The sequence below is a fragment of the Paraburkholderia flava genome (assembly GCF_004359985.1).
Lineage (GTDB): Bacteria > Pseudomonadota > Gammaproteobacteria > Burkholderiales > Burkholderiaceae > Paraburkholderia > Paraburkholderia flava.
In genome coordinates this window covers 19,733-45,954 of record NZ_SMRO01000003.1, presented here as the reverse complement: position 1 = coordinate 45,954, position 26,222 = coordinate 19,733, and the positions used below count along the sequence as shown (strand labels likewise).

The 26,222-nt window shown below is 63.6% G+C and carries 23 protein-coding genes; 7 read left to right on the top strand and 16 right to left on the bottom strand.

Annotated features, from left to right (window positions below; all coding sequences use genetic code 11):
* Positions 1–60 precede the first annotated feature (60 nt).
* Positions 61–807 (bottom strand): Mut7-C RNAse domain-containing protein, encoded by a 747-nt coding sequence (locus E1748_RS22610; RefSeq protein ID WP_133649518.1) that lies wholly within the window; start codon positions 805–807, stop codon positions 61–63.
* A 102-nt stretch (positions 808–909) separates the two neighbouring features.
* Between E1748_RS22610 and E1748_RS22605 the strand changes: the two genes are divergently transcribed.
* Both E1748_RS22605 and E1748_RS22600 read left to right on the top strand, forming a co-directional pair.
* On the top strand, positions 910–1,779 hold the full coding sequence (locus E1748_RS22605; RefSeq protein WP_133649517.1) for an NAD(P)-dependent oxidoreductase: 870 nt from the start codon (positions 910–912) through the stop codon (positions 1,777–1,779).
* Between the two features lie 49 nt (positions 1,780–1,828).
* On the top strand, positions 1,829–2,482 hold the full coding sequence (locus tag E1748_RS22600) for a LysE family translocator (RefSeq protein ID WP_133649516.1): 654 nt from the start codon (positions 1,829–1,831) through the stop codon (positions 2,480–2,482).
* A 285-nt stretch (positions 2,483–2,767) separates the two neighbouring features.
* Here E1748_RS22600 and E1748_RS22595 read toward each other — a convergent pair whose 3' ends face one another.
* From E1748_RS22595 to E1748_RS22575, 5 genes are all read right to left on the bottom strand, one after another.
* Positions 2,768–3,592, bottom strand: coding sequence for an OmpW/AlkL family protein (locus tag E1748_RS22595; protein ID WP_133649515.1), 825 nt, complete (start codon positions 3,590–3,592; stop codon positions 2,768–2,770).
* Positions 3,593–3,816: 224 nt separating this feature from the next.
* The gene (locus E1748_RS22590; protein WP_133649514.1) at positions 3,817–5,046 is read right to left on the bottom strand and encodes a DUF2957 domain-containing protein; all 1,230 of its coding nucleotides are present in this window, start codon (positions 5,044–5,046) and stop codon (positions 3,817–3,819) included.
* A 103-nt stretch (positions 5,047–5,149) separates the two neighbouring features.
* Positions 5,150–6,577, bottom strand: a complete 1,428-nt coding sequence (locus E1748_RS22585; protein WP_133649513.1) for a DUF2957 domain-containing protein — start codon at positions 6,575–6,577, stop codon at positions 5,150–5,152.
* A gap of 509 nt (positions 6,578–7,086) precedes the next feature.
* The gene (argC, locus tag E1748_RS22580) at positions 7,087–8,034 is read right to left on the bottom strand and encodes an N-acetyl-gamma-glutamyl-phosphate reductase (protein ID WP_133649512.1); all 948 of its coding nucleotides are present in this window, start codon (positions 8,032–8,034) and stop codon (positions 7,087–7,089) included.
* A 177-nt stretch (positions 8,035–8,211) separates the two neighbouring features.
* On the bottom strand, positions 8,212–8,832 hold the full coding sequence (locus E1748_RS22575) for a YbhB/YbcL family Raf kinase inhibitor-like protein (protein WP_133649511.1): 621 nt from the start codon (positions 8,830–8,832) through the stop codon (positions 8,212–8,214).
* A gap of 235 nt (positions 8,833–9,067) precedes the next feature.
* Between E1748_RS22575 and E1748_RS22570 the strand changes: the two genes are divergently transcribed.
* On the top strand, positions 9,068–9,766 hold the full coding sequence (locus E1748_RS22570) for a response regulator (protein WP_133650489.1): 699 nt from the start codon (positions 9,068–9,070) through the stop codon (positions 9,764–9,766).
* Positions 9,767–9,889: 123 nt separating this feature from the next.
* Here E1748_RS22570 and E1748_RS22565 read toward each other — a convergent pair whose 3' ends face one another.
* On the bottom strand, positions 9,890–10,576 hold the full coding sequence (locus E1748_RS22565) for an orotate phosphoribosyltransferase (RefSeq protein WP_133649510.1): 687 nt from the start codon (positions 10,574–10,576) through the stop codon (positions 9,890–9,892).
* 364 nt (positions 10,577–10,940) lie between these two features.
* Here E1748_RS22565 and E1748_RS22560 point away from each other — a divergent pair, with 364 nt between their 5' ends.
* On the top strand, positions 10,941–12,194 hold the full coding sequence (locus E1748_RS22560) for an MFS transporter (RefSeq protein ID WP_133649509.1): 1,254 nt from the start codon (positions 10,941–10,943) through the stop codon (positions 12,192–12,194).
* Between the two features lie 252 nt (positions 12,195–12,446).
* On the top strand, positions 12,447–14,732 hold the full coding sequence (locus tag E1748_RS22555) for an NADP-dependent malic enzyme (RefSeq protein ID WP_133649508.1): 2,286 nt from the start codon (positions 12,447–12,449) through the stop codon (positions 14,730–14,732).
* Between the two features lie 114 nt (positions 14,733–14,846).
* Here E1748_RS22555 and E1748_RS22550 read toward each other — a convergent pair whose 3' ends face one another.
* Complete coding sequence (locus tag E1748_RS22550; protein WP_133649507.1) at positions 14,847–18,449, bottom strand: indolepyruvate ferredoxin oxidoreductase family protein; 3,603 nt, start codon at positions 18,447–18,449, stop codon at positions 14,847–14,849.
* A gap of 354 nt (positions 18,450–18,803) precedes the next feature.
* Between E1748_RS22550 and E1748_RS22545 the strand changes: the two genes are divergently transcribed.
* A complete protein-coding gene (locus tag E1748_RS22545) occupies positions 18,804–19,001 on the top strand; it encodes a hypothetical protein (RefSeq protein WP_133649506.1) in 198 nt (65 codons plus the stop codon).
* Between the two features lie 129 nt (positions 19,002–19,130).
* Here E1748_RS22545 and hppD read toward each other — a convergent pair whose 3' ends face one another.
* Positions 19,131–20,228, bottom strand: coding sequence for a 4-hydroxyphenylpyruvate dioxygenase (gene hppD, locus E1748_RS22540; RefSeq protein ID WP_133649505.1), 1,098 nt, complete (start codon positions 20,226–20,228; stop codon positions 19,131–19,133).
* Positions 20,229–20,382: 154 nt separating this feature from the next.
* Here hppD and E1748_RS22535 point away from each other — a divergent pair, with 154 nt between their 5' ends.
* Positions 20,383–20,886, top strand: coding sequence for an Lrp/AsnC family transcriptional regulator (locus E1748_RS22535; protein ID WP_133649504.1), 504 nt, complete (start codon positions 20,383–20,385; stop codon positions 20,884–20,886).
* A gap of 71 nt (positions 20,887–20,957) precedes the next feature.
* Here the strand turns inward: E1748_RS22535 and E1748_RS22530 are convergent, their stop codons facing one another.
* The 7 genes from E1748_RS22530 to paaB all read right to left on the bottom strand — a co-directional run bounded on the left by E1748_RS22530 (position 20,958) and on the right by paaB (position 26,208).
* Positions 20,958–21,626, bottom strand: coding sequence for a GNAT family N-acetyltransferase (locus tag E1748_RS22530; protein WP_133649503.1), 669 nt, complete (start codon positions 21,624–21,626; stop codon positions 20,958–20,960).
* Between the two features lie 230 nt (positions 21,627–21,856).
* Positions 21,857–22,462 carry a TetR/AcrR family transcriptional regulator gene (locus tag E1748_RS22525; RefSeq protein WP_133649502.1) on the bottom strand — a complete coding sequence of 202 codons (606 nt, stop codon included), beginning with the start codon at positions 22,460–22,462 and terminating at the stop codon, positions 21,857–21,859.
* Positions 22,463–22,477: 15 nt separating this feature from the next.
* Positions 22,478–23,326 (bottom strand): DUF1835 domain-containing protein, encoded by an 849-nt coding sequence (locus E1748_RS22520; RefSeq protein WP_133649501.1) that lies wholly within the window; start codon positions 23,324–23,326, stop codon positions 22,478–22,480.
* Between the two features lie 130 nt (positions 23,327–23,456).
* Positions 23,457–24,545 (bottom strand): 1,2-phenylacetyl-CoA epoxidase subunit PaaE, encoded by a 1,089-nt coding sequence (gene paaE / locus E1748_RS22515; RefSeq protein ID WP_133649500.1) that lies wholly within the window; start codon positions 24,543–24,545, stop codon positions 23,457–23,459.
* 1 nt (position 24,546) lies between these two features.
* Positions 24,547–25,095 (bottom strand): 1,2-phenylacetyl-CoA epoxidase subunit PaaD, encoded by a 549-nt coding sequence (gene paaD, locus E1748_RS22510; protein WP_133649499.1) that lies wholly within the window; start codon positions 25,093–25,095, stop codon positions 24,547–24,549.
* Positions 25,096–25,112: 17 nt separating this feature from the next.
* Complete coding sequence (gene paaC / locus E1748_RS22505; RefSeq protein WP_133649498.1) at positions 25,113–25,916, bottom strand: 1,2-phenylacetyl-CoA epoxidase subunit PaaC; 804 nt, start codon at positions 25,914–25,916, stop codon at positions 25,113–25,115.
* Between the two features lie 7 nt (positions 25,917–25,923).
* Positions 25,924–26,208, bottom strand: a complete 285-nt coding sequence (paaB, locus tag E1748_RS22500) for a 1,2-phenylacetyl-CoA epoxidase subunit PaaB (RefSeq protein WP_133649497.1) — start codon at positions 26,206–26,208, stop codon at positions 25,924–25,926.
* Positions 26,209–26,222 lie beyond the last annotated feature (14 nt).

Sequence of the window (26,222 nt, the reverse complement as noted above, 5' to 3'; positions counted from 1 at the left end):
GAAAAGAGTAAGCCCCGCATTGTACGCATCGCGGGCGGGTACGCCTGAGGTCCGGGTGCGCTAGCCAGTCGGACCGGTCACGCTGTCGACGAGTTCGCGCATGTGTTTCCAGTGCGTGCCCTCCCAGAACACGCGACCGCATACGTCGCAGGTGACGAACTGCGTGTGCCGCGCGAGTACACCGTCGGGAGCGCGGTCGCCGACTTCATCCTTCGGAATCCGGCGCAGCGGCGCATTGCACGTCAGGCAGAGCCGGAACGGCTGCGCGCTGCCTGCCAGATCGAGTCGCGTGAATATCTCCCGCAGCTGCGCCTCCGGTTTTAATTGTCGGACGTAGCAGCCGTGGGTGATCGTCCGGCGTTTCAGCAACTCGCGGTCGCGGGTCAGCACGATGCGCTGTTCGCGTGCGGCCAGCGCTTCGATGTCGGCGTCCGGATAGTGGTTGTCGTACAGCGTATCGAAGCCGGCGAGCCGCAGCAGTTGCGCGAGCCCGCCGAGATGCGCGTCGGCGATGAAGCGGGTCACGCGCAGCGGCTGGTCACGTACGCGTAGCAGCGGACGGATGTCGAGCGCCTCGAACTTCGGATACACCGCCACGCGATCGCCGTCCCGCAACGCGTAGTCGAAACCGACCGATTCACTGTTCACGACGATCAGTTCCACTTCGGTATGCGGTACGCCGAGCGCTTCGATCATGTGCTTCGCGGTCGCGTCGCGCGCGCAGACACAGCTGAACGCACGCCGGCGCAGCGGCCGCGCGAGGAAGTCGTTCAGCTCCTCATAGAAGCGGAATGTCGCGGTGACCATCGCGTCAGTATCGCACCGCGGCAGCCGGTGCGCCGCCGGTACGCACTGCAGTCGTCACGCAGCTGTGCTTTACTTCCACTTTTCGAAGACGTGGAGTGACAGATGGACATCGGTTTTATCGGTCTCGGTGGGATGGGCGCCGCGATGGTGGCGAACATGCTGAAGGCGGGGCATCGCGTGCGGGTCTGGAACCGCTCGCCGGAGCGCGCGCAGCCGCTCGCGCAGGCAGGCGCGCAGATCGTCGCGACGCCGGCCGAGGCATTCGCCGGCGATGCCGTGTTCTCGATGCTCGCCGACGACACCGCACTGCGCGAGGTCATCGACGCCTCGCTGCTCGAAGGCGCCGCGCGCGGACTGATTCACGTGAACATGGCGACGATCTCGGTCACGCTTGCCGAAGAACTCGCGCATGCGCACGCGGCCCGTGGGCTACATTACGTCGCCGCGCCCGTGATGGGCCGCCCGGACGTCGCCGCAGCCGCAAAGCTGACGATCATCGCAGCCGGCCCGGCCGAGGCGATCGATCGCGTGCAACCGGTCTTCGACGCGATCGGCCAGAAGACGTGGCGCATCGGCTCGCTCGCGCAGCAGGCGAACGTGACGAAGCTCGCGGCCAATTTCATGATCGCCTCGGCGATCGAAACGCTCGGCGAGGCGTCGGCACTGCTGGGGGGCCATGGCGTCGCGATGCAGGATTTTCTCGACGTGATCACGAGCAGCGTGTTCCCCGGCCCGGTCTATCAGGGCTACGGCAAGATGATCGCGGAACAGCGCTACGAGCCGGCGCTCTTCAAGGCGCGTCTCGGGTTGAAGGACGTCCGCCTCGCGTTGGCGGCCGGCGACCTCGTGTCGACGCCGCTGCCGGTCGGGAGCGCGGTGCGCGACAGCCTGCTCGAAGCGATTGCGCATGGCGACGGCGACAAGGACTTCGCGGTGCTCGGGAAAGTGGCGAGCCGTCGGGCCGGGCGCTGAGCGCGTCGAGCGGGCATAATCGCCGTTCCCTTTTTCGCGAGATCCGGTCATGAGTCTGCATACGTGGTGGTTGTTCGTCGCGACGGTGTTCGTCGTCTGCGCGATTCCCGGTCCCAACATGCTGCTGATGATGACGAACGGCGCCCGTCACGGCTTGCGCCGTTCGGCCCCGACGATGGCCGGCAGCCTGTCGGCGCTCGTGCTGATGCTGGCGGTGTCGGTGGCGGGGCTTGGCGTGTTTCTGCAGACGTGGCCCGCGATGTTCAACACGCTGCGGATCATCGGTGCCGCGTATCTGGTTTATCTGGGTGTCAAGACGTGGCGTTCGCCGGTGATGGCTCGGCCGGTTGAAACCGTTTCGCCCGTTTCGCGACCGGATGCCCAGCCGGCCGGTCAGATCCGCTCGCGCGGTGCGCTGTTCCGCAACGGCTTTCTGGTGTCCGGCAGCAACCCCAAGGCGATCCTGTTCGCGGCCGCGCTGCTGCCGCAGTTCATCGATGCATCGAAGCCGACGCTGCCGCAATTCGGCGTGCTGGTCGTGACGCTGGCGGTGATCGAGGTCAGCTGGTACTGCGTGTATGCGGGGTTCGGGTCGCGCATCGGTGCGCATTTGAAGAGCAGCAATGTCGCGCGCGCGTTTAACCGGCTGACGGGCGGCGTGTTCGTGGGTTTCGGTGCGGTGATGGCGCTGGTGCGCCACTGAGCAAAGGGTTCAGGTGCGCCGCACAATCCCATATATTGGCTGCTGTAGTAGCTTTGGAGCCGGTTTAGAGCATCTGCTCAGAAGGAAATGTTGCATCGCATCAAGTGCTTTGCTATAGTTGGAATTGTCTCCTCCATGTCTCCACTGATATGGATTCAGCCCGCCAACCTAGGCGGGCTTTTTTTTGCCCCGATTTGCCCCGATTCTTTGTCAAATGCACACGGGGCGAGCGCACGACACCGCATGCGCCCGCCCCGTCGTCCGCGAATCGCGAACGCTCGACCCTCAGAACTTGTACGTTACCGCGAGGTACGTGATGACCGGATCCGCCTTTAGCTCCGCTTTACTCACGCCGAGCTGCGTGCCGTCGGCGGCCTTGATGATCACCGACGACGTCGTCTTCAACGGGATATACGTCACCGATGCCGTGACGCCCCAATGCTGGGTGATGTTGTAGGCGAGGCCCGCGTTGAACACCGGCTGCCACGACGACGACGCCTTCGCTTCCACCGTTGTCTGCCCCGGCTTGCCCGCACCGGCCGCGAGAATCGCGCCCAGATTGTTCTGTGTCGAGCGGACGAAGTTGTCGTTCAGCTGGATGTCGGAGAACCAGTTGTACGACACGCCGATACCGAGGTATGGCCGGAACTTCGCGTCCGGTGCTGCGAAGTAATACTGGAAGATCAACGCCGGGCTCCACTGGCGAACGTTCTTCACGATCGGATTCGCGGACGGATCGCTGAGATTCTGGATGCCGAGCGCGCCGGCCGGTCCCGGCGGTCTGATCGTGCCGCTGCCGTAGATCTTGAACGTCGGCGGCACACCGGCCACCGACGTGACCGCGATGTGATCGGTCAGGAAGTGGCTGATCACCAGGCCGACAGTCTCGGCGTTGTTGGTCGACAGCTTCGTGCCGGCCGACGTGAACGAATTCGGCAGCCGCAGCGGCGTGTTGATCGGCGTCGGCGCGACGTAGGTGGTGAGCGGCGTACTCGAGTCCTGCGGCATCACATGGAACCAGCCCAGTGCGACGACGTTATCTCCGGCGTGCTGTGCATAGGCGCTCACCGACAGACAGGCGGCCAGCGCTGCAACGATGATTCTTTTCATTTTGTTCCTCTTATTTGTCGACCCGAGTCAGCGCTTCGGCGCCTTTCTCCGCATCGATCCTCTCTTGGTGTTTCAGCGCTTGTCCCAGCACCCGGCATCGATCCCGATCAGCGTCTCAGCGCCTGCCCCAGCGTCGATCCTCTCCTGGCACTTCGTCTCCCTTCGAGCCCTGCTCACCGCATCGAGCGCGGCGAGCAGGGGGGCGGGCGTGTATGCCGCACCCGTTACTGCACGAAGGCGCCGATCGTGAAGTACGGAGCCGTCGTACTCGTCAGGTCGAGGTAGCCGAACACGCCGCCCGTGAAGATGAACTTCCCGGTCGGGGTGGTGCCCGTGCTCGCGTTGACCTGCGTCGTCGTGACGACACCCGGAACCGTCTGCGTGAAGTCGAAGTTCAGCGCGGTCGCGAGCGATGCCTGCGACGGCTGGAACGGATCGAGCAACGTGGCCTGGGTGCCGGCGATCGCCGTCGTGCGATAGTCGAACTGGCTATCCACGCCGATGTACTCGCCGTTCTGCGATCCGCTCGCGATGGTCGTCTGCGGCGAGAGGATCGAGATGCCCGATTCGTCGTCGGCGTAGGGGCCGCCGTTCGTCGCCGACGAACTGGCTGCGCCGGTGCGGATCAGGATCGGGACGTTCTGGTTGCGCAGCTTGCCGACGATCATGTAGCCCTTCGCTTGAGGGGTCACTGCGAGCGTCGGTTTGGCCTGGCCGAGGAAGCCGTTGGTGACGAACGCGCCGCTGCCGTCAGGCGACTGCGCCCAGTTCGAGCCCGGCTGCTGCGTGACACCTGCGTTGACGCCGCTGTTGTCGTGCTCGGTCCACGTGCCGTCCGCGTTGATGACGATCGTCGAATCGACGGCCACCGGCCCGAAGCTTTGCGACGGCACCTGGTGATAGCCGAGCTGGTTGTACGTACCGGCGACGTTAGCGAGATTCGTTTCAATCGTCGAGAAGCCGATGAACGGGTAGTACGGGAACTTCGTGTCGGGCACCGCGCCCGTGCCGAGAATCCCGCCGAACGAAATTTCCGCGCCCGGGATCGTGCCGCCCGCGACGCCTTCGCCGACGAAGATGCGCGCGATACGAGTCGGATCGAGACTCGCACCGTTCAGGCGGAACGCGCACTGGTTCAGCTTCTGCGTCGGCAGCGCGGTTTCCTGCGTGATCGTGCCGCTCGCCGATTGACCCGCGCGGGTCGGTGCAACGGTGCCGACGGCCGCCGGAATCGGCGACTCGACGTAGGTGACCTGCCAGGTCATCTTCGTCGTGTCCATTTGCAGTTTCACCAGTTCGCCGTCACCCCCGCCGCCAGTGAATACCGTGCCGTAGTCGAGCGAGGCAGGACACAGCCGCGCTTCGGGTGGCGCGGGAGTATCGTTCCCGCCGCCTGTGCACGCCCCGAGAAGCGGCGTCGCAACAGCGAGCGCCGAGAGGATCTTCCATTTCATACTGCGCCTCCTATCCTATGTTTTCGTTGTGGGCGGCCAGCTCCCTGTCCGGCCGCTTCTTGCTTTAATAATTTCTCTGCCGCTCACGCCCCGTGTCGCGGGCTTACTTGCTAATTTGCGCTCCGACGCCGAAGTACGGTGTGTTCGGCGTGTCCGAATTCGCCGACGTCGAGGTAATGCCGCCGTTCTGTTGTCCCTGGATCGCGATCGCGTACAGGCCGCCTGAGGCGATCGCGAAGCCGGTCTTGCCGTTGCTGTCGGTGACGCCGATCAAGCCCGGCGACGACAGACCGTAGTTCAGCGAGAACGGCGGTTCTTCGACCTGCGACGTGTTCGGGTTGATGAACGAGCCCGTTGCGCCCTGGATCAACGTTGCCGTGTACTTGAAGTTCGAATCGGCGCCGACGTAACCACCGTCGAATCCGCCCGAGGAAATCGCGGTGTTTTTCGCGAGCAGCGCGATGCCGGATTCGTCGTCGATCTTTGCGTCGAGATAGAACGGTGCCGTGCCGAGGTTGATGAAGCCCGTGCGGACCACCAGCGGCACCGTTGCGCCGTTTACCTGACCCAGCACCATGTGTGCAGTGCCGGACTTGCCGCTCGGGCCGACGATCGGCTTCGAGAATTGCGGCAGGATCTGCGGTGCCTGCTGGCTATCGAAGTAGCCGCTACTGTTGACCGTCCACGCAGCGCCTGTGGTCAGACAGCCGCCGGGTCCTGCAGAACCGCCGCTCGGCACCGTGCTCGTCGACGTGCAGTTGCCGTTGGCATCGAACGTTTCGTTCGTGTCGGTCGCGACCGTCTGGTAGTTGCCCGACGGCACGAGGTGATAGAGCAGCCCGTTGTAGGTGCCCGGCAGCTTCGAGATGTCGGTAGTCGTGCTCGCGAAGCCGAGGAACGGATAGAAGTCGAAGTGCCGGTTCTTCACTGCGCCGACGCCGCTGCCAACGATCGGAATCGTCAGGCCGTCGAACTCCACTGTCGCACCCGGAATGCCGCCACCGGCTACACCGAGCCCGATGAGGATCATCGGCGGATTGGCCTGGTTAAACGAAGTGGCGGTGGTGTACGTGCTGCCGTCGACAGCAGCGGTGCCGCTGCCCGGTGTCAGCACGAACGCGCAGCGCGTCTGTTCGGCCGTCGGCAGTGTGCCCGCCGGCGGGTGCACAACGGCGCCGGCGATTTGCACGCCCGCGCGCGACGGCGTCACCTGGCCGGTATGCAGCGGGATCGGAGACTCGAGCCATTTCAGTGTGTACGTCATCGCCACCGCATCGATGTTCAGCGAGACGACTTCGCCACTGCCCGCGCCACCGAGATACGTGCTCTTCACGATGTCGGCATTCGCAGGACACAGCGACGCCGCACCTGCGCCCTGGGCTGGAGCACCTTGAGTGCCGCAACTCGCGCCGGAACATTGCGATGGATTGATCGGACCTGGACTGCCTGTGTTGCCGCTACCGCTGCAGGCAATCAGCAGAGGCGCTGCAGCAATGGCTAGAGCCACGCCTCTGGAAATGGCGTACGACATACCACTGTCTCCCTTCATGTAATTGTGCGATGTAATTTCGCTTCGCTTAAATGGGCTGTCAATTGATAGAACCGTCTAAAAAGTCCGATTCAAACAACGCGAATTTCGCCAAACTCCCACTACGGCGACGGTCACGAGCCTTTTAAACAAAAAACGATTTTTCGATGCGGAGGCAGCAGCGTTGTTTGCCCGCACGCGCTTTGCAGACAACGGTGGCGGCAAAATGGCTCTATCTTCTGCGAACGGTCGTTCGTCGAAGAATCCGTGATTTCCCCAGGGCGGAAAAAACGATGCGAGCCGAATAAGAGAAGGGAATGAATTACCGGCGCCAAATCACGCGAGCAATTAGCCGCTATTTGGGTTTTATCAATTGGCCGGTTAATTCTAATTCTGTGTAATTACACTGATGCTAAATGCGGGGGCAAAAAACGGGCAAAAAGAAAGCCGGCGTTTGAAGGCCGGCCTGGGTTCGCACAGAGGATGACCGGGTCGCGCCCGGCCTCGCGATGTCAGCGTTTCAAGCCGCTGTCTTCCGCTGCGCCGATGGTCAGATTCATGCACTGGATCGCCGCGCCCGATGCGCCCTTGCCGAGGTTGTCGAGGCGAGCGACGGTGACGAAGTGATCGTCGTTGCCGAACACGAACAGGTCGACGCGGTTGGTGTCGTTGGTTGCCTGGACGTCGAAGAAACCGCCGTCGAGATTATCGTCGGCACCGTACGGCGCGACGTGCACGAATGCCTCGCCGGCGTAGTACTCGGCGAACAGCGCCTGAATGTCCTGCGGCTTTGCTTTCTTCGCGAGCTGCGCCGCCGTGAAGTACGTCGTCACGGCAAGGCCCTTGTAGAAGTCACCGACGATCGGCGTGAACAGCGGCGCCGACTTGAGGCCGGTGTGCGCAGCCATCTCGGGCAGATGCTTGTGCGTGAGTGCGAGTGCATACGGACGCGGGCTCTTCAGCTTCGCGTTACCGCCGGCTTCGTACTCCGCGATCATCTTCTTGCCGCCGCCGCTGTAGCCGGTGATCGAATAGCTGTGCGCGGCGAAGTCCGCCGACACGACACCGCTCTCGACAAGCGGACGCATTGCCAGCACGAACGCCGATGCATGACAGCCCGGTACCGCGATGCGCTTCGACGTGCGGATGCGCTCGCGTTGCGCGCGGGTCAGTTCGGGCAGGCCGTAGGCCCAGTCGGCATGGGTACGAAACGCGGTGCTCGCGTCGATCAGCACGGTGTGATCGTTGTCGACCAGCGATGCGGATTCGCGCGACGCGACATCCGGCAGGCACAGGAACGTCACGTCCGATGCGTTGATGAGACGACGGCGTTCGTCGAGATCCTTGCGCTTTGCATCGTCGATGCGCAGCACTTCCACATCGGCGCGTGCCGACAGGTACTCGAAGATCTTCAGGCCGGTGGTGCCTTCCTGTCCGTCGACAAAAACTTTCGTGCTCATCTGATTCTCACTGGCTGACTAGAGGCGACGCCGTGGCGTGCCGGAACGATATTTTAAGACCCTTTGGCGGGGACGTGCGGGATTCGCGCGGCATGTGCCGGAAAAAAGACGATATGCGCAGATGCCGGCCGTTGATGGCGCGTTAGCCGGCCATCGACAGCCCCCGTTCGTTGCAGCCTAGCGCCCGTACATGACGGTCATGCGTGCGTAGCCGAGCGTCGCCGTCGAAATCTCGTGATCGAACATCAGCGCCGGACGACCCTGTGCGAGCCGCAGATCGGCGGTGTCGAGCGCGTACACGGTGACGATGTATCGATGCGGTTTGCCCGGCGGCGGGCAGGGGCCGCCGTAGCCTTCGGCGTCGAAGTCGTTGCGCGCCTCGATGGCGCCGAGTTTTTTCAGGAAGCCCGATGCGCTCGCGTTTTCCGGCAGTTGCGTTGTAGTGGCCGGAATGCTGGCCACGGCCCAGTGCCACCAGCCGCGGCCCGGCGCATCGACGTCGAACACCGTGACCGCGAAGCTGCGCGTACCGTCCGGTGCGTTGCGCCACGAGAGTTGCGGCGAACGGTTGCCGCCCTTGCAGTCGTCCGCGTTGTACACCTGGGCTGCATCGACCGTCGCGCCGTTGCGAAAGTTCGCGCTGGTCAGTTCGAACGCGCCTTCGGCGAGCGCTCGCGGACCATGCACCGTCGCAAGCGCGAGTCCAAGACTGAGCAGCAGGAAACCGAGCGACGGTGTCGATGCGCGGGACGATGCCGACGAAATGGCGAGAGTCGATGCTAGGTGTTGCGGTCGCATGTGCCGGTTCTCCTCGGAAGGGAGCAGCGATCCTTGATTATTGTCCCTATTTTCTGCCTTAGTGGCGAGACGCGTCGAATATTCCGTGCGAGGGCCGTCTGACAATGAATTCGGCTATAGTCTGACCAATAAATCGATTCGCTGCTGTCTGGCCGGCAAGCCACGCCTGGATATGCTGCGAACATCGCGCGAAGGTTGAGGAGCCGCAGTGAGAGAGACCGAACGGGCGAACTCGATCGAAGGTCGAGTGAGGGTGCTGATCGCCGACGATCATCCGGTGATTTTGCTGGGAGCCGCGCAGGCGCTGCTCGCGTTTCCGGACATCGAGGTCGTCGGGCGCGCGTTGCAATCCACCGATCTGGTGAAGCAGTTGCGCGCGACGTCGTGCGACGTGCTCGTCACCGATCTGGCGATGCCCGGCGGCCAGTACGGCGACGGACTACCGCTGATCGGCTATCTGCGCCGACACTTTCCACATCTGCCCGTCGTCGTGCTGACGATGCTCGAGAACGCCGCGTTGCTAAAGCAGGTGTGCGACCTGGGCGCGATTGCGGTCGTCAGCAAATCCGACGATCTGCGCCATATCGGCGTCGCCATTCAACATGCGAGCCGGCGCTGCGAGTACCGTAGCCCGTCGGTGCAGACCTCGCTCGACGCGTTGCGCGCGGGCACGGGCGGCGACGCGAACGGCACGCTGCTGTCGAAGCGCGAACTGGAAGTGGTGCGGCTTTTCGTGTCGAGCATGACGCTCAAGGAAATTGCCGCGCAGCTCAATCGCAGCATCAAGACCATCAGCACGCAGAAGAAGACGGCGATGCGCAAGCTCGGGCTCGCGCGCGATTCGGAGCTGTTTCAGTACGCGCAGAGCAATGGTTTGCTGAACCTGTCGTCGCGTGTGCTCGATATCGCGGGTGAACCCGTCCCGGCGATGTGAGCCGACTCCAGCGGCGCGCGATAAAAAAGCCGCCTGTCGCAACGACAAGGCGGCTTTGTCTGACGCATCTTCCATCCACCGACCTTGCCGCCCATCGAAGCAGGGCAGGTCGATGAAAGCAGGTTACTGCGGCGCGGCGGTCGCACCGCCATGCGCCGCCGACCACTCAGCCGGCGCGTGCAGAAATTTCTCGACTTCGTCGAGCGTCTTCGTTTCGAAATAGCCCGAGGCCTTCGCGACGCGCAGCACGTCCCACCATGTTGCGAGCGCGTGCAGATCGACGTCGATGTCCTTCAGGACCGACACGCTTTCCTTGAAGATGTTGTAGTGGAACAGCACGAAGCAGTGATTCACCTGCGCGCCGGCCGTGCGCAGCGCGTTGATGAAGTTGATCTTGCTGCGGCTGTCGGTGGTCAGATCCTCGACGAGCAGCACGCGCTGGCCTTCGGTCAGCAGGCCTTCGATCTGCGCATTGCGGCCGAAGCCCTTCGGCTTCTTGCGCACGTATTGCATCGGCACCATCAGGCGGTCCGACAGCCATGCGGCGAACGGAATGCCTGCGGTTTCGCCGCCGGCGACCGCGTCGATCTGTTCGTAGCCGACGTCGCGCAGGATCGTCGCTTCGGCCATGTCCATCAGGCCGCGACGCACGCGGGGGTACGAGATCAGCTTGCGGCAGTCGATATAGACCGGGCTCGCCCAGCCGGACGTGAAGATGTACGGTTTTTCGGCGTTGAAGTGCACGGCTTGCACTTCGAGCAGCATTTTGGCGGTGGTGTCGGAGATCGTCTGACGATCGAAGCCTGTCATGGGCGGGTCCTTGGCATTGAGCGGAAAGCGGAAGAGGCGGGCGGCGCGGCCCGGTGGTGCGGCAAATGGTCGTGGGGGCGGTGTCTCGCGGGAAGCGCTGCGAAACACGTGGCCCGGCTTTGGATCGGCCGGTTTGCTGCACGCGTAGGCCGACATTTTACCCGATTAGCGTCCCGCCGACGAGGCGCCGCGCATGCATGCGGTGTGTTCACGGGCCACGTGCCTATGCGCCGAACCGCCGCGCGACCGCGATTTTGACCGGCTTGTGACCATCGCCGCAGGCCTTTACACTCACGCGATTTTCGCGGCAACGCCGGTTCTTTGCCGGCCACCGCGCTGCCCCGCACCGCCAGGATTGTCTTCGATGAACGTCGTGCCTTCTTCCTCTGCTTCGTCCGCTTCGGCCTCAACCGTGCGGCCCGGTCATCCGGCGCGCGCGCTGCTCGCGTCGGTGCTCGGCTACGCGATGGACGGCTTCGATCTGCTGATTCTCGGCTTCATGCTGCCGGTGATCGCCGCCGATCTGCATCTGACGTCGGCGCAAGCCGGCTCGCTCGTCACGTGGACGTTGATCGGTGCGGTGGCGGGCGGCGTGATCTTCGGCGTGTTGAGCGATTACTGCGGCCGCGTCCGGATGCTGACGTGGACGATCCTGATCTTCGCGGTCTTCACTGGTTTGTGCGCGCTCGCGCGGGGCTATGGCGACTTGCTGGTCTACCGGACGATCGCAGGTATCGGTCTGGGCGGCGAGTTCGGCATCGGGATGACGCTTGTCGCCGAAGCGTGGCCGGCCGCGCAGCGGGCGCGCGTGTCGTCGTATGTCGGGCTCGGCTGGCAGCTCGGCGTGCTTGCCGCAGCGCTGCTGACGCCGCTGCTGTTGCCGGTGATCGGCTGGCGTGGGATGTTCGCGATTGGGCTGCTGCCTGCGGTTGTGTCGTTCGTCGTGCGTCGGCACGTCGAGGAGCCCGAGTTGTTCACGGGACGCGTTGCGAACACGGCGGGCGGTACTCGTGGCACTTCGCCGTTGAAGCAACTCATCACCGACGCACGCACCACACGCGCAAGCCTCGGCATCGTCGTGCTGTGCTCGGTGCAGAACTTCGGCTACTACGGTCTGATGATCTGGCTACCCAGCTATCTGTCGAAAACCTTTGGCTATTCGCTGACAAAATCCGGCCTATGGACGGCAGCCACCGTCGTCGGCATGAGCGCCGGCATCTGGCTGTTCGGCATCGCGGCCGACCGCTTCGGCCGCAAGCCGACCTTTCTCGTCTATCAGGCCGGCGCGGTCGCGATGGTGTTCGTCTACGCGCAGTTGAGCACGCCGTTCGCGCTGCTGATCGGCGGCGCGGTGATGGGCGTGTTTGTCAACGGGATGATCGGCGGCTACGGCGCACTGATCTCCGAGCTTTACCCGACGCAGGCACGTGCAACCGCGCAGAACGTGCTGTTCAACATCGGGCGCGCGGTCGGCGGTTTCGGGCCGGTCGCGGTCGGCGCGCTGGCCGCGCGCTTCTCGTTTGGCGTAGCGCTTGCGATGCTCGCATCGATCTACGTGCTCGACATCCTCGCGACGCTTTTCCTGATCCCCGAACGCTGCGGTGTCGCGCTGGAGTGACCCGGCCAGCACAGTGCCGATCTGCACGAACCTGCCGTATACGCTCAGCCCGTCGCGACACGCCCGGGGTGTACACTGACCGACCCGCGTAGCTTTGCGCCGTCTGCCTTTCGCCGAGGTCTGGTGCCGCGCCCAACCGGCGCAGGCAACGACCGCCGCAGTCGATCACCCTTCGATTCCCGCAAGCGAGGCTCATGTGCCGCGGCGCGCCGGTCCCGTCTTTCACGTCTCTCACGTCTCGCAGGTCAAAAAATGGACGAACAACTGAAGCAAAGCGCCCTCGCGTATCACCAGAATCCGAAGCCCGGCAAGATCTCGGTCACGCCGACCAAGCCGCTATCGAACCAGCTCGATCTGTCGCTCGCGTATTCGCCCGGCGTCGCCGCCGCGTGCATGGCGATCTTCGACGAACCGCTCGACGCGCAGAAGTACACGTCGCGCGGCAATCTCGTCGGCGTCGTGACGAACGGCACGGCAGTGCTCGGCCTCGGCAACATCGGGCCGCTCGCGGCGAAGCCGGTGATGGAAGGCAAGGGCTGCCTCTTCAAGAAGTTCGCGGGCATCGACGTGTTCGACATCGAGCTCGCCGAGTCCGATCCGGACAAACTCGTCGACGCGATCGCGATGCTCGAACCGACGCTCGGCGGCATCAACCTGGAAGACATCAAGGCGCCCGAGTGCTTCTACATCGAGAAGAAGCTGCGTGAGCGGATGAAGATTCCGGTCTTCCACGACGATCAGCACGGCACCGCAATCATCGCGTCGGCGGCGATTCTCAACGGGCTGAAAGTGGTCGGCAAGAAGCTGGGTGAAGTGAAGCTGGTTTGCTCCGGTGCGGGTGCTGCGGCGATCGCGTGTCTGGATCTGCTGGTGAACCTCGGTCTGTCGAAGCAGAACGTGCTCGTCACCGATTCGAAGGGCGTGATCTATGAAGGACGCGGCAACCTCGATCCGTCGAAGGAACGCTACGCGGCCAACACCGATGCGCGCACGCTCGCCGATGCGATTCGCGGCGCCGACGTGTTCCTCGGCTGCTCGAGCGCAGGCGTGCTGAAGCCGGAGATGGTCAAGGAGATGGGCACGCAGCCGCTGATCCTCGCGCTCGCGAATCCGGAGCCGGAAATCCGTCCGGAAGAGGCGAAGAAGGTGCGCCCCGACGCGATCATCGCAACCGGTCGTTCGGACTACCCGAACCAGGTCAACAACGTGCTGTGCTTCCCGTTCATCTTCCGCGGTGCACTCGACGTCGGCGCGACGACGATCACCGAGGAAATGAAGCTCGCGTGCGTGCGCGCGATCGCGGAACTCGCTGAAGAGACCGATCAGGGCGATGAAGTCGCGAAGGCGTATGAAGGTCATTCGCTCGAGTTCGGTCCCGACTACCTGATCCCGAAGCCGTTCGATCCGCGCCTGATCATCAAGATCGCGCCGGCCGTCGCGCAGGCCGCGATGGACTCGGGCGTTGCGACGCGGCCGATCAAGGACATGGACGCGTATCGCGAAGAACTCGGCGCGACCGTCTATCGCACGGGCATGGTGATGCGCCCGGTGTTCGCCGCCGCGAAGTCGCAGCCGGCGCGCATCGTGTTCGCGGAAGGCGAGGACGAGCGTGTGCTGCGTGCCGCTCAGTTCGTGCTGCTCGAGAAGATCGCGAAGCCGATTCTGGTCGGCCGTCCGTCGGTGATCGAGATGCGTCTGCAGAAGATGGGCTCGAAGCTGAAGTGCGGCGAGGACTTCGAGGTCGTCAATCCGGAAGACGATCCGCGCTACCAGAAAAGCTGGCAGGCGTATCACGAGATCGGTGCGCGCGAAGGCGTGACGCCCGAAGTCGCGAAGGCCGCGATGCGCAAGTTCAACACGCTGATCGGCGCGATCCTCGTGCGTCTCGGCGACGCGGACGGCATGATCTGCGGGATGATCGACACGTATCACAGCCACCTGAAGTTCGTCGAACAGGTGCTCGGCAAGGCAGAGAACGTGCAGAACTTCGCCGCGATGAATCTGCTGATGCTGCAGGGGCGCAACCTGTTCATCTGCGATACGTACGTGAACGAAGTGCCGACCGCCGAACAGCTCGCCGACATGACGATCCTCGCCGCGCGCGAGATCGAGAAGTTCGGCATCGTGCCGAAGGTCGCGCTGCTGTCGAATTCGAACTTCGGCAGCATGCCGTCGGCGTCGTCGCAGCGGATGGCCGAGGCGCGCAAGCTGATCGCGCAACGCGCACCGACGCTCGAAGTGGACGGCGAAATGCACGGCGACGCGGCGCTGTCCGAAGCCGTGCGCAAGGCGGCGTTCCCCGGCTCGACGCTGACCGGCGAAGCGAACCTGCTGATCATGCCGAACGTCGAAGCGGCGAACATCACGTACAACCTGCTGAAGATGATCGGCGGCGACGGCGTGACGGTCGGTCCGTTCCTGCTCGGCGCGGAAAAGCCGGTGCATATCCTGACGCCGGCCGCGACCGTGCGACGGATCATCAACATGACTGCCGTTGCTTCGGCTAACGCGAGCGTGCAGCGCGCGGCGGCGAAGTAAGTCGGGCGTGTTCCGCTACGTGTCGTAGCGGGACCGCTGCAAAGAAAAAGGCGCCACGTCGTTAAAACGTGGCGCCTTTTTTATCGGCTCTTAACCGCCCACAGCGTTAAGCCGTCACGCGACGTGACGCTCGCTGCTGCCCTCCGGTGCACGCCATTTCGCGAGCAGCGTCGCCCACTTCGTCCGCACGCCGTTCAGGTTGTTTTCCTTCACGTGACCGTAACCGCGGATGCCGTCCGGCAGACTAGCGAGTTCCACCGCGAGCGCGCTTTTCTGCACCGTCAGCCCGCCGATCAGCTCGCGCACGAGCGCTTCATACTCGCCGATCAACGCGCGTTCGGTCCGGCGCTCTTCGGTCTTGCCGAACACGTCGAAGCCCGTGCCGCGCAGGAACTTGAGCTTCGCGAGCACGCGCATCGCGCTGAACACCCACGGTCCATATTGCTTCTTGATCAGATGACCGTGCGCGTCCTTCTTCGAAAATGCCGGCGGCGCGAGATACAGCTTCAGCTTCCAGTCGCCTTCGAAGTTGCCCTTCACCTTCTCGATGAACGCCGGGTCCGCATACAGACGCGCGACTTCGTACTCGTCCTTGTACGCCATCAGCTTGTGCAGATTCTTCGCGACCGCTTCGGTGAGTGGTTGCTGGCTGTCGGCGCCATCGAGTGCCGCTTCGGCCTTACGCACTTCGTCGACGAGCGCGCGATAGCGCGTCGCATACGCGGCGTTCTGATACGCGGTCAGGTACTGGACGCGCTTGTCGATCAGCGTGTCGAGCGCCTTCGGCGTATGCAGCGAGACGATCTTGCTGGCGGCGGCATCGGTCGTATCGCTGCGGCCTTGCGTGCTCACGAGACGATTCACCGCAACCGGATCGTGCGCCGTGCGACGACCCCATTCGAACGCAGCGAGGTTCTTCTCGACCTGCACCGCATTCAGCTCGATCGCGCGCGTCAGCGATTCGTGCGTCAGCGGAATCCAGCCGCGCTGCCACGCGTAGCCGAGCATGAACGGGTTCGTGTAGATCGCGTCGCCGAGTAGTGCGAGCGCGAAGCGGTTCGCGTCGACCGATGAGACACCGTCGTCGCCTGCGCCTGCACGCACGTCCGCTTCGGTACTCGAACCGGGGAAGCGCCAGTTCGGGTTTTTGATGAACTCCGCGGTCGGCGTCGATGCGCTGTTCAGCACGACGTTGGTCCGGCCGTTCTGCATCCGCGACACGCATTCGTCGCTGGCGGTGACGATCGCATCGCAGCCGATCACGAGGTTCGCTTCGCCCATCGCGATGCGGGTCGCGTGGATGTCGGCGGGCTGGTTCGCGATCTGCACGTGGCTCATCACCGCGCCGCCTTTCTGCGCGAGGCCGGTCACGTCGAGCACCGTCACACCCTTGCTTTCGAGGTGCGCGGCCATGCCGAGCAGCGCGCCGATCGTCACGACGCCGGTACCGCCGACGCCCGTCACGAGCACGCCGTACGGTCGGCCGATCGACGGCACCTGCGGATCCGGCACCGGCGGCAGCGTGTCGCCTGCGACGCCCGCTGCGGCCTTCGGCTTGCGCAACTGGCCGCCTTCAACCGACACGAAGCTCGGGCAGAAGCCCTTCACGCACGAGAAGTCCTTGTTGCACGTGGACTGATTGATCTGCCGCTTCGTGCCGTACTCGGTTTCGAGCGGTTCGACCGACAGACAGTTCGATTGCACCGAGCAGTCGCCGCACCCTTCGCAGACCGCCTCGTTGATCACGACGCGCTTCGCCGGATCGGGGTACGCGTTGCGTTTGCGGCGGCGACGCTTTTCGGTCGCGCAGGTCTGGTCGTAGATCAGGATCGTCGTGCCGGCGATCTCGCGTAGTTCGCGTTGCACGTCGTCGAGCTGGTCGCGATGATGGATCGTCACGCCTGCGGCAAGCTGCTGCGTCGTGCCTTGATACTTCTCTGGCTCATCGGTGACGATGACGATCTTCGCCGCGCCTTCGGCGGCGAGCTGCAGCGTGATCTGCGGCACCGTCAGCGTGCCGTCGACCGGCTGGCCACCGGTCATCGCAACCGCGTCGTTGTAGAGGATCTTGTAGGTGATGTTCGCTTTCGACGCGATCGCCGCGCGGATCGCGAGCAGGCCCGAGTGGAAGTAGGTGCCGTCGCCGAGATTCGCGAACACGTGCTTGTCGTTCGTGAACGGCGCCTGACCGGTCCACGCGACGCCTTCGCCGCCCATCTGGCTGAACGTGCTCGTGCTGCGATCCATCCACACGGTCATGTAATGGCAGCCGATGCCCGCCATCGCACGCGAGCCTTCCGGCACGGCCGTCGACGTGTTGTGCGGGCAGCCGGAGCAGAACCACGGCTTGCGCTCGACTTCGACACGCGGCCGCGCGAGCGCTTTTTCTTTCGCTTCGATCACGGCGATGCGCGTCGCGATGCGGGCGCGGACATCGGACGGCAGGTCGAACTTGTCGAGCCGCGTCGCGATCGCTTTCGCGATGATCGCCGGCGACAGTTCATAGTGCGCGGGCAGCAGCCACTTGCCCATCGGCACCGACCATTCGCCGCCGGCGCCGTCCTTCTCGTCGAACTTGCCGTACACGCGCGGTCGTTGCGTGTCGGGCCAGTTGTACAGCTCTTCCTTGATCGCGTATTCGAGAATCTGGCGCTTTTCCTCGACCACGAGAATTTCGTCGAGGCCACGCGCGAAGGCTTGCGCGCCTTGCGCTTCGAGCGGCCACACGCAGCCGACCTTGTAGAGACGAATGCCGATCCGCGAGCAGGTTTCGTCGTCGAGACCGAGGTCGGTCAGCGCCTGACGCACGTCGAGGTACGCCTTGCCGGCGGTCATGATGCCGAAGCGCGCATGCGGCGAATCGATCTCGACGCGATCCAGCTTGTTCGCGCGAACGTACGCGAGCGCCGCGTACCACTTGTAGTCGAGCAACCGTGCTTCCTGCACGAGCGGCGCATCCGGCCAGCGGATGTTGAGACCGCCGTCGGGCATCGCGAAGTCGGTCGGCAGGATGATCTGTGTGCGGTGCGGATCGATGTCCACCGAAGCTGACGATTCGACCACGTCGGTCACGCACTTCATCGCGACCCACAGGCCGGAGTAGCGACTCATCGCCCAGCCGTGCAGACCGAAGTCGAGATATTCCTGAACGTTCGACGGGAACAGCACCGGCAGGCCGCAGGCCTTGAACAGATGCTCCGACTGGTGCGCGAGGGTCGACGATTTCGCTGCGTGGTCGTCGCCGGCCAGCACCAATACGCCGCCGTGCTTCGACGAGCCCGCGGAGTTGCCGTGCTTGAACACGTCGCCGGAACGGTCGACGCCTGGGCCCTTGCCGTACCACATCGAGAACACGCCGTCGAAGCGTGCACTGGGATAGAGATTGACCTGCTGCGAACCCCACACGGCGGTGGCGGCGAGGTCTTCATTGACGCCTGGCTGGAACACCACCTGGTGTCCGGCGAGATGCTGTTTGGCTTTCCACAGCGAGAGATCCAGACCGCCGAGCGGCGATCCGCGATAGCCGGAAATGAAACCGGCGGTATTGAGCCCGGCCGTTTTATCGCGCTCCTGCTGCAGCATCGGCAGACGGACCAGCGCCTGGATGCCGCTCATGTACGCGCGGCCGCGTTCGAGTGTGTATTTGTCGTCGAGCGTGACAGACGATAGCGCGGCTTCGAGCGAAGCTCTCTGACCAGCGTCTAGCGGGGCATTCATTGATGTACTCCTCCAACCAGCTTGGGATCGCCAAAACTTCAGGGCCTCGACATCTTGTGAATGCTCGGGCCGGGGTCGCCATATTGACGGCTTTTGGGCGATGGTAGCACTGGTAGAAACCCGCCGCATCGCTGACGAAATTGCCGCGCTGCGGCATCTCCGACATGGCTGTTATGACGCCCGTGTGTCCGTGAATGTGTCCGGATGTGCGGCGCTGTAACAGCCTGTAAAAGCCGGCCCGTTTCAGGAACCGGACTTGAAGTGTCTGTCTAATACCCCACCTGTAGCCACTGCGCGCGCCCCGCCTCACGTTGCGAGGCCCGCGGCGACAGGCAGTCTGACAAAGGAGTACGCATGAACAAGAGACACATCCAGACCTTCCTGACGGTCTCCGCCGCTTTCTTCGCGATCAGCGCGCCGTTGCGCTCGAACGCTGCGGAAGGCACCGCCGAAGCGATGACCCGCACGACGACGCACATCACCCCGTGCCAGACCGATATGAGCCGCTCGCTTGCATCGGCGTCGGTCGAGAAAGACGGCCAGAAAAAGTGACGGGCCGCTGACGCGGCGCGTCGTTCCATTTTTCGCCGAAGCGCCATACGCTTCGGCTCTCTCAAAAGATAAGGGCGAAGATCGGATGATCTTCGCCCTTATTCTTTTTCCGGGTTCTTTCAGCGACGCTTACGCGCGGTCCTTCACAACACCGCGGCGGATCTGATCCAGCTCGATCGATTCGAACAGCGCCTTGAAGTTGCCTTCACCGAATCCCTGATTGCCCTTACGCTGGATGATCTCGAAGAAGATCGGTCCGATCTGGTTTTCGGTGAAGATCTGCAGCAGCAGGTCTTCGCGTGCGCCGTCGATCAGGATCTTGCGTTTGCGCAGTTCGTCGAGCGATTCGCCGTGGTTCGGCACGCGTCGATCGACGAGTTCGTAGTAGGTGTCGATCGTGTCGAGCAGCTTGACGTTCGATTCGCGCAGGCTGTCGACGGTCCGGTAGATGTCGTTGCTGCCGAGCGCGATGTGCTGGATGCCTTCGCCGTGATACGCGTCGAGGTATTCCTGAATCTGGCCGGCCGTTTCCGACCCTTCCTCGTTGATCGGGATGCGGATCTTGCCGCACGGCGACGTCATCGCCTTCGACTTCACGCCCGTCACTTTGCCTTCGATATCGAAGTAGCGCACCTCGCGGAAATTGAAGAGGCGCTCGTAGAACTCCGCCCATTCCTGCATGCGACCGCGATGGACGTTGTGCGTCAGGTGGTCGATATAGGTGAGGCCATGGCCGGCCGGATTCGGGTTCGCGCCGGGGATCGGTTCGAAATCGACGTCGTAGATGCCGATGTCGCCGATGCTGTTCGGCTGCGCGCCGTTCTTGCCGCGCCAGCGGTCGACGAAATAGATCAGCGAATCGCCGATGCCCTTGATTGCCGGAATGTTCAGTTCCATCGGGCCGGTCTTGTTGTCGAAGCCCCATGCGCCGAGATCGAGTGCGCGACGGTAGGCTTTCGCCGCGTCGGCTACGCGAAACGCGATCGCGCAGATCGACGGGCCGTGCAGTCGCGCGAAACGTTGCGCGAACGAATCCGGTTCGGCATTCACGATGAAGTTGATTTCGCCCTGCCGATACAGCGTCACGTCCTTGTGACGATGCCGCGCGATCGCGGTGAAACCCATCTGCTCGAACAGCTTGCCGAGCGCCTTCGGATCGGGCGCGGTGTACTCGATGAACTCGAAGCCGTCGGTGCCGACGGGGTTGTCCCAGGTTGGAACCTGCATGTGTGTCTCCTTCTTCCGTATTTGCGGGGTGCGCGTAGCGCGATCGAATGACGGAAGTTTAAGTGCCGATCCGGGGAGGAAACTTGCGAACTTAATCGTAGATCGATAGGCTGGCGCTACTTCATAGCGTTGTTTCACGGACAGGAGACAGAAAATGGCGGGCATCGAGCTGGACGCGATCGATCGGCGGATTCTCGCGATCCTCCAGGAGAACGGCCGTCTGTCGAATCAGGAGATCGCCGAGCGGGTGAATCTGTCGCCGAGCCCGTGCCTGCGACGGATTCGCCGGCTCGAGGAAACTGGTGTGATTCGAGGTTACGTCGCGTTGCTGGATCCGCAGAAGCTTGGGCTGGATCTGCTCGCGTACGTCAATGTGCGGCTCGAGAAGCGGGGCGGTCCGGTAGTGAGCCCGCGCGGAAGGGCCGGCGCGACGCATTCGGAACTGTTTCGCGCGGCGGTGCAGACGTGGCCGGAAGTGGTCGCCTGCCACGCGATGACTGGTGAGATGGACTACCTGCTACGCGTGCAGGTCGAGGACATGGCGCACTTCTCGCGGTTCGTGCAGGAGCAGTTGCTGCACCATCCGTCCGTGATCGATGTGAAGAGCAGCTTCTCGCTTGAGAAGTTCAAGGAAACGACTGCGTTGCCGATTCTGTAGCGTCTTTGCGGACGTAAAAAAGGCGGCCGGAGCCGCCTTCTTCTCGATGCCGCGTGATGCTATCCGGTGCTTCAGGCCGCCGTTGCCGCAGGCATGAACGATTCGAACAGCTTCGACGTCTGCCGGGCCTGGCGCTTCAGCGCGTAGTCGAACACCGCGGCCTGTTCCTGCAGCATCTCCGCGAGGATGCTCGATTGGTCCGCCGGCGTCAGCGTCAGGTACGCATCCGCTTCGCCGTACGCGTACTCGATCTTCATGCCGGACTTTTTCGCGATGTGCATCATCGTCGAGTTGCGCGACAGGCAGTGCATGTACAGCGTCGTCACATGCGTGTTGCGGCTGCGGATGGAGGCACGCTCGAACAGCCTCGTGCCTACGCCTTGTCCGCGCGCGCTTTCCAGCACCGACACGCCGAACTCCGCAGTGCGCTTCTTGCCGTCGTCCGGCAGATAGGCGAGGTGACCGACGCCCGTCAGCTGCAACTGGCTGTCGAACACGCCGAATACGGTGTCGCGCGTGAAGTCGATGGTGCGGACGTAGTTCTCGATCACGTGGTTCGGCACGATCTGGCCGAAGCGCAACAGGCGATCGTCTTCGTCGAGCGAAAGAAAGTGGGTCAGCAGGCGGTCGCGATCGGCCGACGTGAGTTCCCGCACGAGCGCAGGCGCACGTCCGCTTGCCTGCATCAGGCGATCGGATGTCACGATCGGCTCATCGGCACGTTTAGCGAGCTTGTTCATCGGCGGTTCTCCTTTTCTGACATGCAGCATGATGCGCTGCGACATCAATTGTAGCCGAAGCGACAAGGTGAACCTAGGGAAAACCCGTAATCTGAACCGAGCGTATGTTCTAGCCGGTTATATTTGCTCCGTAGGCTATTGATATTTCTGTATTTTATTGAAGTGAGTTTGCGCTAACTTCAAATCGTGGCCGAATACATTGATGCACCCGGCAATGCTGCTTTGCCGCATTATTTTGCCAATCCGAGCCCGTGATCGACCATGCCGACCACCTGTTCGGCGAACTCCTGGTAGCCCATCTTGCCGCCCGGCTTCAGCCAGGTGAAGGTCCAGTTGATCATCCCGAACACCATCATCGTCAGCGCGGTCTGGTTCTGGCGCGTGACCCGGTCGGGGTACGCGCGCGCCAGTTGCCGGGCGAACGCGGCGACGACGTCGCGCTGCCGGTTCAGGATCACTTCGCGCTGTGCGTCGACCAGATACTTGACGTCGTTCAGCAGCGCCACGTGCCGGCTATGCGATGTCTCGTACTCCGCGAGGAACGCGCGGACCAGTTCGGCGAACGTGTCGCGTTCGCTGAGGCTGCGTCGCTGGCTCGCGCCTTCCACTTCCGCGATGATCAGCATCAGTCGCTTCGTGTAGCGGTCCAGCAGATCGAACAGGATCGCTTCCTTGCTCTCGTAGTAGTGATACAGCCGTGCTTTCGACGTGCCGCTCGCCGCGGCGAGATCGGACATCGACGTACTCGGGTAGCTCGTCTGCGCGAATTTTTCGGCGGCCAGTTCGAGAATCTGGTCGCGCTGGGTCTCGTGATCGGGTGCGCGGGTGCGGGCCATGGTTGCGTAGGGTGGTCAGTCGGGGCAGATGGAAAGCGCGGCGGGTTCAGGTGCGTCGGCGGCACACAGTTCGAGCGTGCGCCACGACGACGCGTCGCCGCGCAGCTGCACGCGTCCGCTTGCCGCGAGCTCGCGACAGCGCCACAGCGCAATGCTGTCGCTGACCAGAAAGCCGACGTTGGCCACGATCAGTTCTGCTGCGATGCGAGCGGCCGGCCGCCACGCGTCAGTGGTGTGCGCGAGCAGGAACGCGTCGAGCTCGCCGAAGCTGCCGCTCATGAACGTGTTGTCGCGCAGCCGGCGCGTTTCGCCGTTCGCCTGCTTGACCTCTTGCCATTCGAGCGCCAGCCGGCTGATACGCAGCACCGAGATCGGCGCAGCGTCGAGCAGATGCGCCTGCAAAACATCTGGCGCGAACATGCCGACCGACGTCGCGTGATCGGGGCGGCTGTGCGCCCATGCGCCGGGATCGGTGAGATCGCGGATCGACAGACGGACTTCGTTCAACCGTTGCGGACTGTTGCGCAGGTGATAGCAGACGCGCCGCAATGTGAGTTGATCGGCGGCGCTTTCCGCATGCCAGATCACCACGTGCGAGTCGGCACCGGTCACGCGCTCGAGTTCGACCAGTTGCTCCGCGAATTCGGCGGTGAGATCGCGGGTGCTGTCGCCGGCAACGCGCTGCCAGAATTCGGCGCGCACGTCGGGCGATTCGTCGATACCGCGCAGTGCGCCGACCGCGAGATCGTCGCGCAGCGACAGCACGCGGTCGTTGCGATCGTCACAGTTCGCTGCGCGCAACGCCGTGCGCAGCGATTCCGCGGCGACGTCCCCGTTCGTAATGTGGATCCAGTTCGTCGACAACTTGCCTACCCCGTCAACATGAAAAAGGCCGCCCGCATGCGGAACAGACGTTCCGGCTGCGGGCGGCCCCTAGTGTAAGCGGATCGAGGCCACGCAGGAAGGCGCGCGGACTCGATCTGCCCGTAAAACGTCAACGTTCGTCGTAGCTGACCACGACACGATCGCTGACCGGGTGGCATTGGCACGTGAGCACGAACCCATCACGGATCTCGTGTTCCTCGAGCGTGTAGTTCTTGTCCATTTTCACTTCGCCTTCCAGCACCTTCGCGCGACAGGTGCAGCAGACGCCGCCCTTGCACGCATACGGCAGCGCGAGGCCCGCGCGCAGCCCGACGTCGAGCACGCTCACGCCCTGATACGGCAGACGCAGCTTGCGACGCTTGCCGTCGAGTACGATTTCGAGATCGGCGGCGGGCGTGTCTTCGGTGATCTCGACGACCGGTGCGCCCGCCTGCGGCAGCGGTGTGCCGAAGCGCTCGACGTGCACGCGCGGCGCATCGACGCCGGCCGCTTGCAGCGCGGCTTCGGCGGCGTCCATCATCGGCGTGGGGCCGCAGATGAACGCTTCGTCGACAGTGCCGGCCGGCACCAGCGTACTCAGGAAGTCCGCGCATTTCTGCTGATCGAGCACGCCGTTGAACAGATCGACGTCCTGGAGATCGTCCGACAGCACGTGATACAGCACGAAGCGGCTCATGAAGCGGTTCTTCAGATCTTCGAGTTCTTCCGCGAACATGATCGCGTCGACGCTGCGGTTGCCGTAGATCAGCGTGAACGTGCTGCGCGGCTCGACTTCGAGCGTCGTCTTGATGATCGCGAGCACCGGCGTGATGCCGGAGCCGCCGGAGAACGCGACGTATTGCTTGCTGTCGCCTGCGTTCAGATGCGTGAAGAAGCGGCCGTCGGGCGTCATCACGTCGATTGTGTGGCCGGCCTGCAGCGTATCGAACGCGAAATTCGAGAAGCGGCCGCCGCGCACGCGCTTGATGCCGATGCGCAGCTCGCCGTCGCGATCGTAGTCGGTGACGCCGACACAGATCGAATACGAGCGGCGCGTCTCCTCGCCGTCGATGTGCGTTTTCAGCGTGACGAACTGCCCCTGGGTGAAGCGATATTGATCGCGCAGTGCGTCGGGCACCTCGAAGGCGACCGACACCGCGTCGGCGGTTTCGGGGCGGACTTCCCGGATACGCAGCGGATGAAATTGCGGTGTGGCCATGTCAGTACGGTTTGAAATAGTCGAAGGGTTCGCGGCAGTCGATGCAGCGATACAGCGCCTTGCACGCGGTCGAGCCGAACTGTGCGAGACGTTCCGTGTGCGCGGAGCCGCAGCGCGGGCACGCGGGGGCGGCGAGCGGTTTCGGGATGAAGCGGATGACCTGGCTGTTCGCCGATGTGGAAGCAGCACCTGCGCCGCAATCGCCGGTGGGCGGCGCGATTCCGTACGCGCGCAGTTTCTCGCGCGCGTCGGCGGTGATCCAGTCGGTGGTCCACGCGGGTGCGAGTACCGTGTCGATCCGGTACGGCGCGAGCGCGGCCGCATCGAGCGCGAGCCCGATGTCTTCCGCGATCTGCGACATCGCCGGGCAGCCGGAGTAGGTCGGCGTGATGACGACTTCGAGCGCGCCGTCGGCGGCGCGGCGCACGTCGCGCAGAATGCCGAGTTCGCGGATCGACACCACCGGGATTTCCGGATCGGGCACCGCTTCGAGCACGGACCACGCGTGTTGCAGCGTGGGGTCGATCGCGTGGTTCATGCCGGCGTTCATGTCGCTCTCCGCGCCGGTTACCAGGTCGCGCCCGGATGCTGCCGCGCGATGCTCTGCATTTCGGCCAGCAGATAGCCCATGTGCTCGGAGTGCTCGCCGTGCTTGCCGGTCGTCACATGCTTCACCGGTTCGGGCAGTGCGAGCGTCGCTTCGTCGAGCGCGGCGCGCACGTCGTCGAACCATGCTTCTTCGAGCGTAGCGGTGCGCGGACCGATGCCCGCATCGCCGACCGCTTCTTCGACCGCATCCGTGCTGAAGAACTCGCGCGTGTACGGGATCAGATAGTCGAGTGCGGCTTGCGCGCGACGGTGCGATTCGTCGGTGCCGTCGCCGAAACGGATCAACCACTCGCGTGCATGGTGCACGTGATAGCGGGTCTCCTTGATCGACTTCGCGGCGATCGCGGCGAGCTGTTCATCCGGAGAAGACGCAAGCGCGGTCCACAGATGCGCCATCAGCGTCGAGTAGAGAAAGTTGCGCACGATCGTGACCGCGTAGTCCTTGTCCGCGTGCGCGGTGCCGGACAGTGGGCCGTAGTGCGGCAACTCGACGAGCGTGTAATTCGCGAACTCGCGCTCGGCGCGGAAGTACGCGTAGTCGTCCTCGGTGCGCGTCGTGCCAGTGAGCCGCTGCTCGAGCGTCGCCGCGTGCGAATACAGCAGGCGCGCCTGACCGATCAGATCGAGGCTCATGTTCGCGAGCGCGATGTCTTCTTCGAGGATCGGGCCGTGACCGCACCACTCGGCGTTGCGCTGGCCGAGCACCAGCGCGGTATCGGCGAGGCGCAGCAGGTAGGAAAGATGTTGGGGCGTGATGTCCATGACGCGCTTACATGTGGTTGACTTCGTCGGGCAGCGTGAAGAACGTCGGATGGCGATAGATCTTGTCGCCGGCCGGTTCGAACAGCTCCGCTTTTTCGTCGGGTGCCGACGCCGTGATCGCCGACGACGGCACGACCCAGATGCTCACGCCTTCCTGGCGGCGCGTGTAGACGTCGCGCGCCATGCGCAGCGCCATCGATGCGTCGGCGGCATGCAGACTGCCGCAATGCTTGTGATCGAGGCCCTGCTTGCTGCGCACGAACACTTCCCAAATCGGCCATTCCTTGTTCATTGTCGATCTCCCGT

What these genes read in the sequence shown, in the direction of transcription:
- E1748_RS22610 (WP_133649518.1), bottom strand. Translation starts at nt 807, where the DNA reads ATGGTCACCGCGACATTCCGCTTCTATGAGGAGCTGAACGACTTCCTC.
- E1748_RS22605 (WP_133649517.1), top strand. Translation starts at nt 910, where the DNA reads ATGGACATCGGTTTTATCGGTCTCGGTGGGATGGGCGCCGCGATGGTG.
- E1748_RS22600 (WP_133649516.1), top strand. Translation starts at nt 1,829, where the DNA reads ATGAGTCTGCATACGTGGTGGTTGTTCGTCGCGACGGTGTTCGTCGTC.
- E1748_RS22595 (WP_133649515.1), bottom strand. Translation starts at nt 3,592, where the DNA reads ATGAAAAGAATCATCGTTGCAGCGCTGGCCGCCTGTCTGTCGGTGAGC.
- E1748_RS22590 (WP_133649514.1), bottom strand. Translation starts at nt 5,046, where the DNA reads ATGAAATGGAAGATCCTCTCGGCGCTCGCTGTTGCGACGCCGCTTCTC.
- E1748_RS22585 (WP_133649513.1), bottom strand. Translation starts at nt 6,577, where the DNA reads ATGTCGTACGCCATTTCCAGAGGCGTGGCTCTAGCCATTGCTGCAGCG.
- argC (WP_133649512.1), bottom strand. Translation starts at nt 8,034, where the DNA reads ATGAGCACGAAAGTTTTTGTCGACGGACAGGAAGGCACCACCGGCCTG.
- E1748_RS22575 (WP_133649511.1), bottom strand. Translation starts at nt 8,832, where the DNA reads ATGCGACCGCAACACCTAGCATCGACTCTCGCCATTTCGTCGGCATCG.
- E1748_RS22565 (WP_133649510.1), bottom strand. Translation starts at nt 10,576, where the DNA reads ATGACAGGCTTCGATCGTCAGACGATCTCCGACACCACCGCCAAAATG.
- E1748_RS22560 (WP_133649509.1), top strand. Translation starts at nt 10,941, where the DNA reads ATGAACGTCGTGCCTTCTTCCTCTGCTTCGTCCGCTTCGGCCTCAACC.
- E1748_RS22555 (WP_133649508.1), top strand. Translation starts at nt 12,447, where the DNA reads ATGGACGAACAACTGAAGCAAAGCGCCCTCGCGTATCACCAGAATCCG.
- E1748_RS22550 (WP_133649507.1), bottom strand. Translation starts at nt 18,449, where the DNA reads ATGAATGCCCCGCTAGACGCTGGTCAGAGAGCTTCGCTCGAAGCCGCG.
- E1748_RS22545 (WP_133649506.1), top strand. Translation starts at nt 18,804, where the DNA reads ATGAACAAGAGACACATCCAGACCTTCCTGACGGTCTCCGCCGCTTTC.
- hppD (WP_133649505.1), bottom strand. Translation starts at nt 20,228, where the DNA reads ATGCAGGTTCCAACCTGGGACAACCCCGTCGGCACCGACGGCTTCGAG.
- E1748_RS22535 (WP_133649504.1), top strand. Translation starts at nt 20,383, where the DNA reads ATGGCGGGCATCGAGCTGGACGCGATCGATCGGCGGATTCTCGCGATC.
- E1748_RS22530 (WP_133649503.1), bottom strand. Translation starts at nt 21,626, where the DNA reads ATGAACAAGCTCGCTAAACGTGCCGATGAGCCGATCGTGACATCCGAT.
- E1748_RS22525 (WP_133649502.1), bottom strand. Translation starts at nt 22,462, where the DNA reads ATGGCCCGCACCCGCGCACCCGATCACGAGACCCAGCGCGACCAGATT.
- paaE (WP_133649500.1), bottom strand. Translation starts at nt 24,545, where the DNA reads ATGGCCACACCGCAATTTCATCCGCTGCGTATCCGGGAAGTCCGCCCC.
- paaD (WP_133649499.1), bottom strand. Translation starts at nt 25,095, where the DNA reads ATGAACGCCGGCATGAACCACGCGATCGACCCCACGCTGCAACACGCG.
- paaC (WP_133649498.1), bottom strand. Translation starts at nt 25,916, where the DNA reads ATGGACATCACGCCCCAACATCTTTCCTACCTGCTGCGCCTCGCCGAT.
- paaB (WP_133649497.1), bottom strand. Translation starts at nt 26,208, where the DNA reads ATGAACAAGGAATGGCCGATTTGGGAAGTGTTCGTGCGCAGCAAGCAG.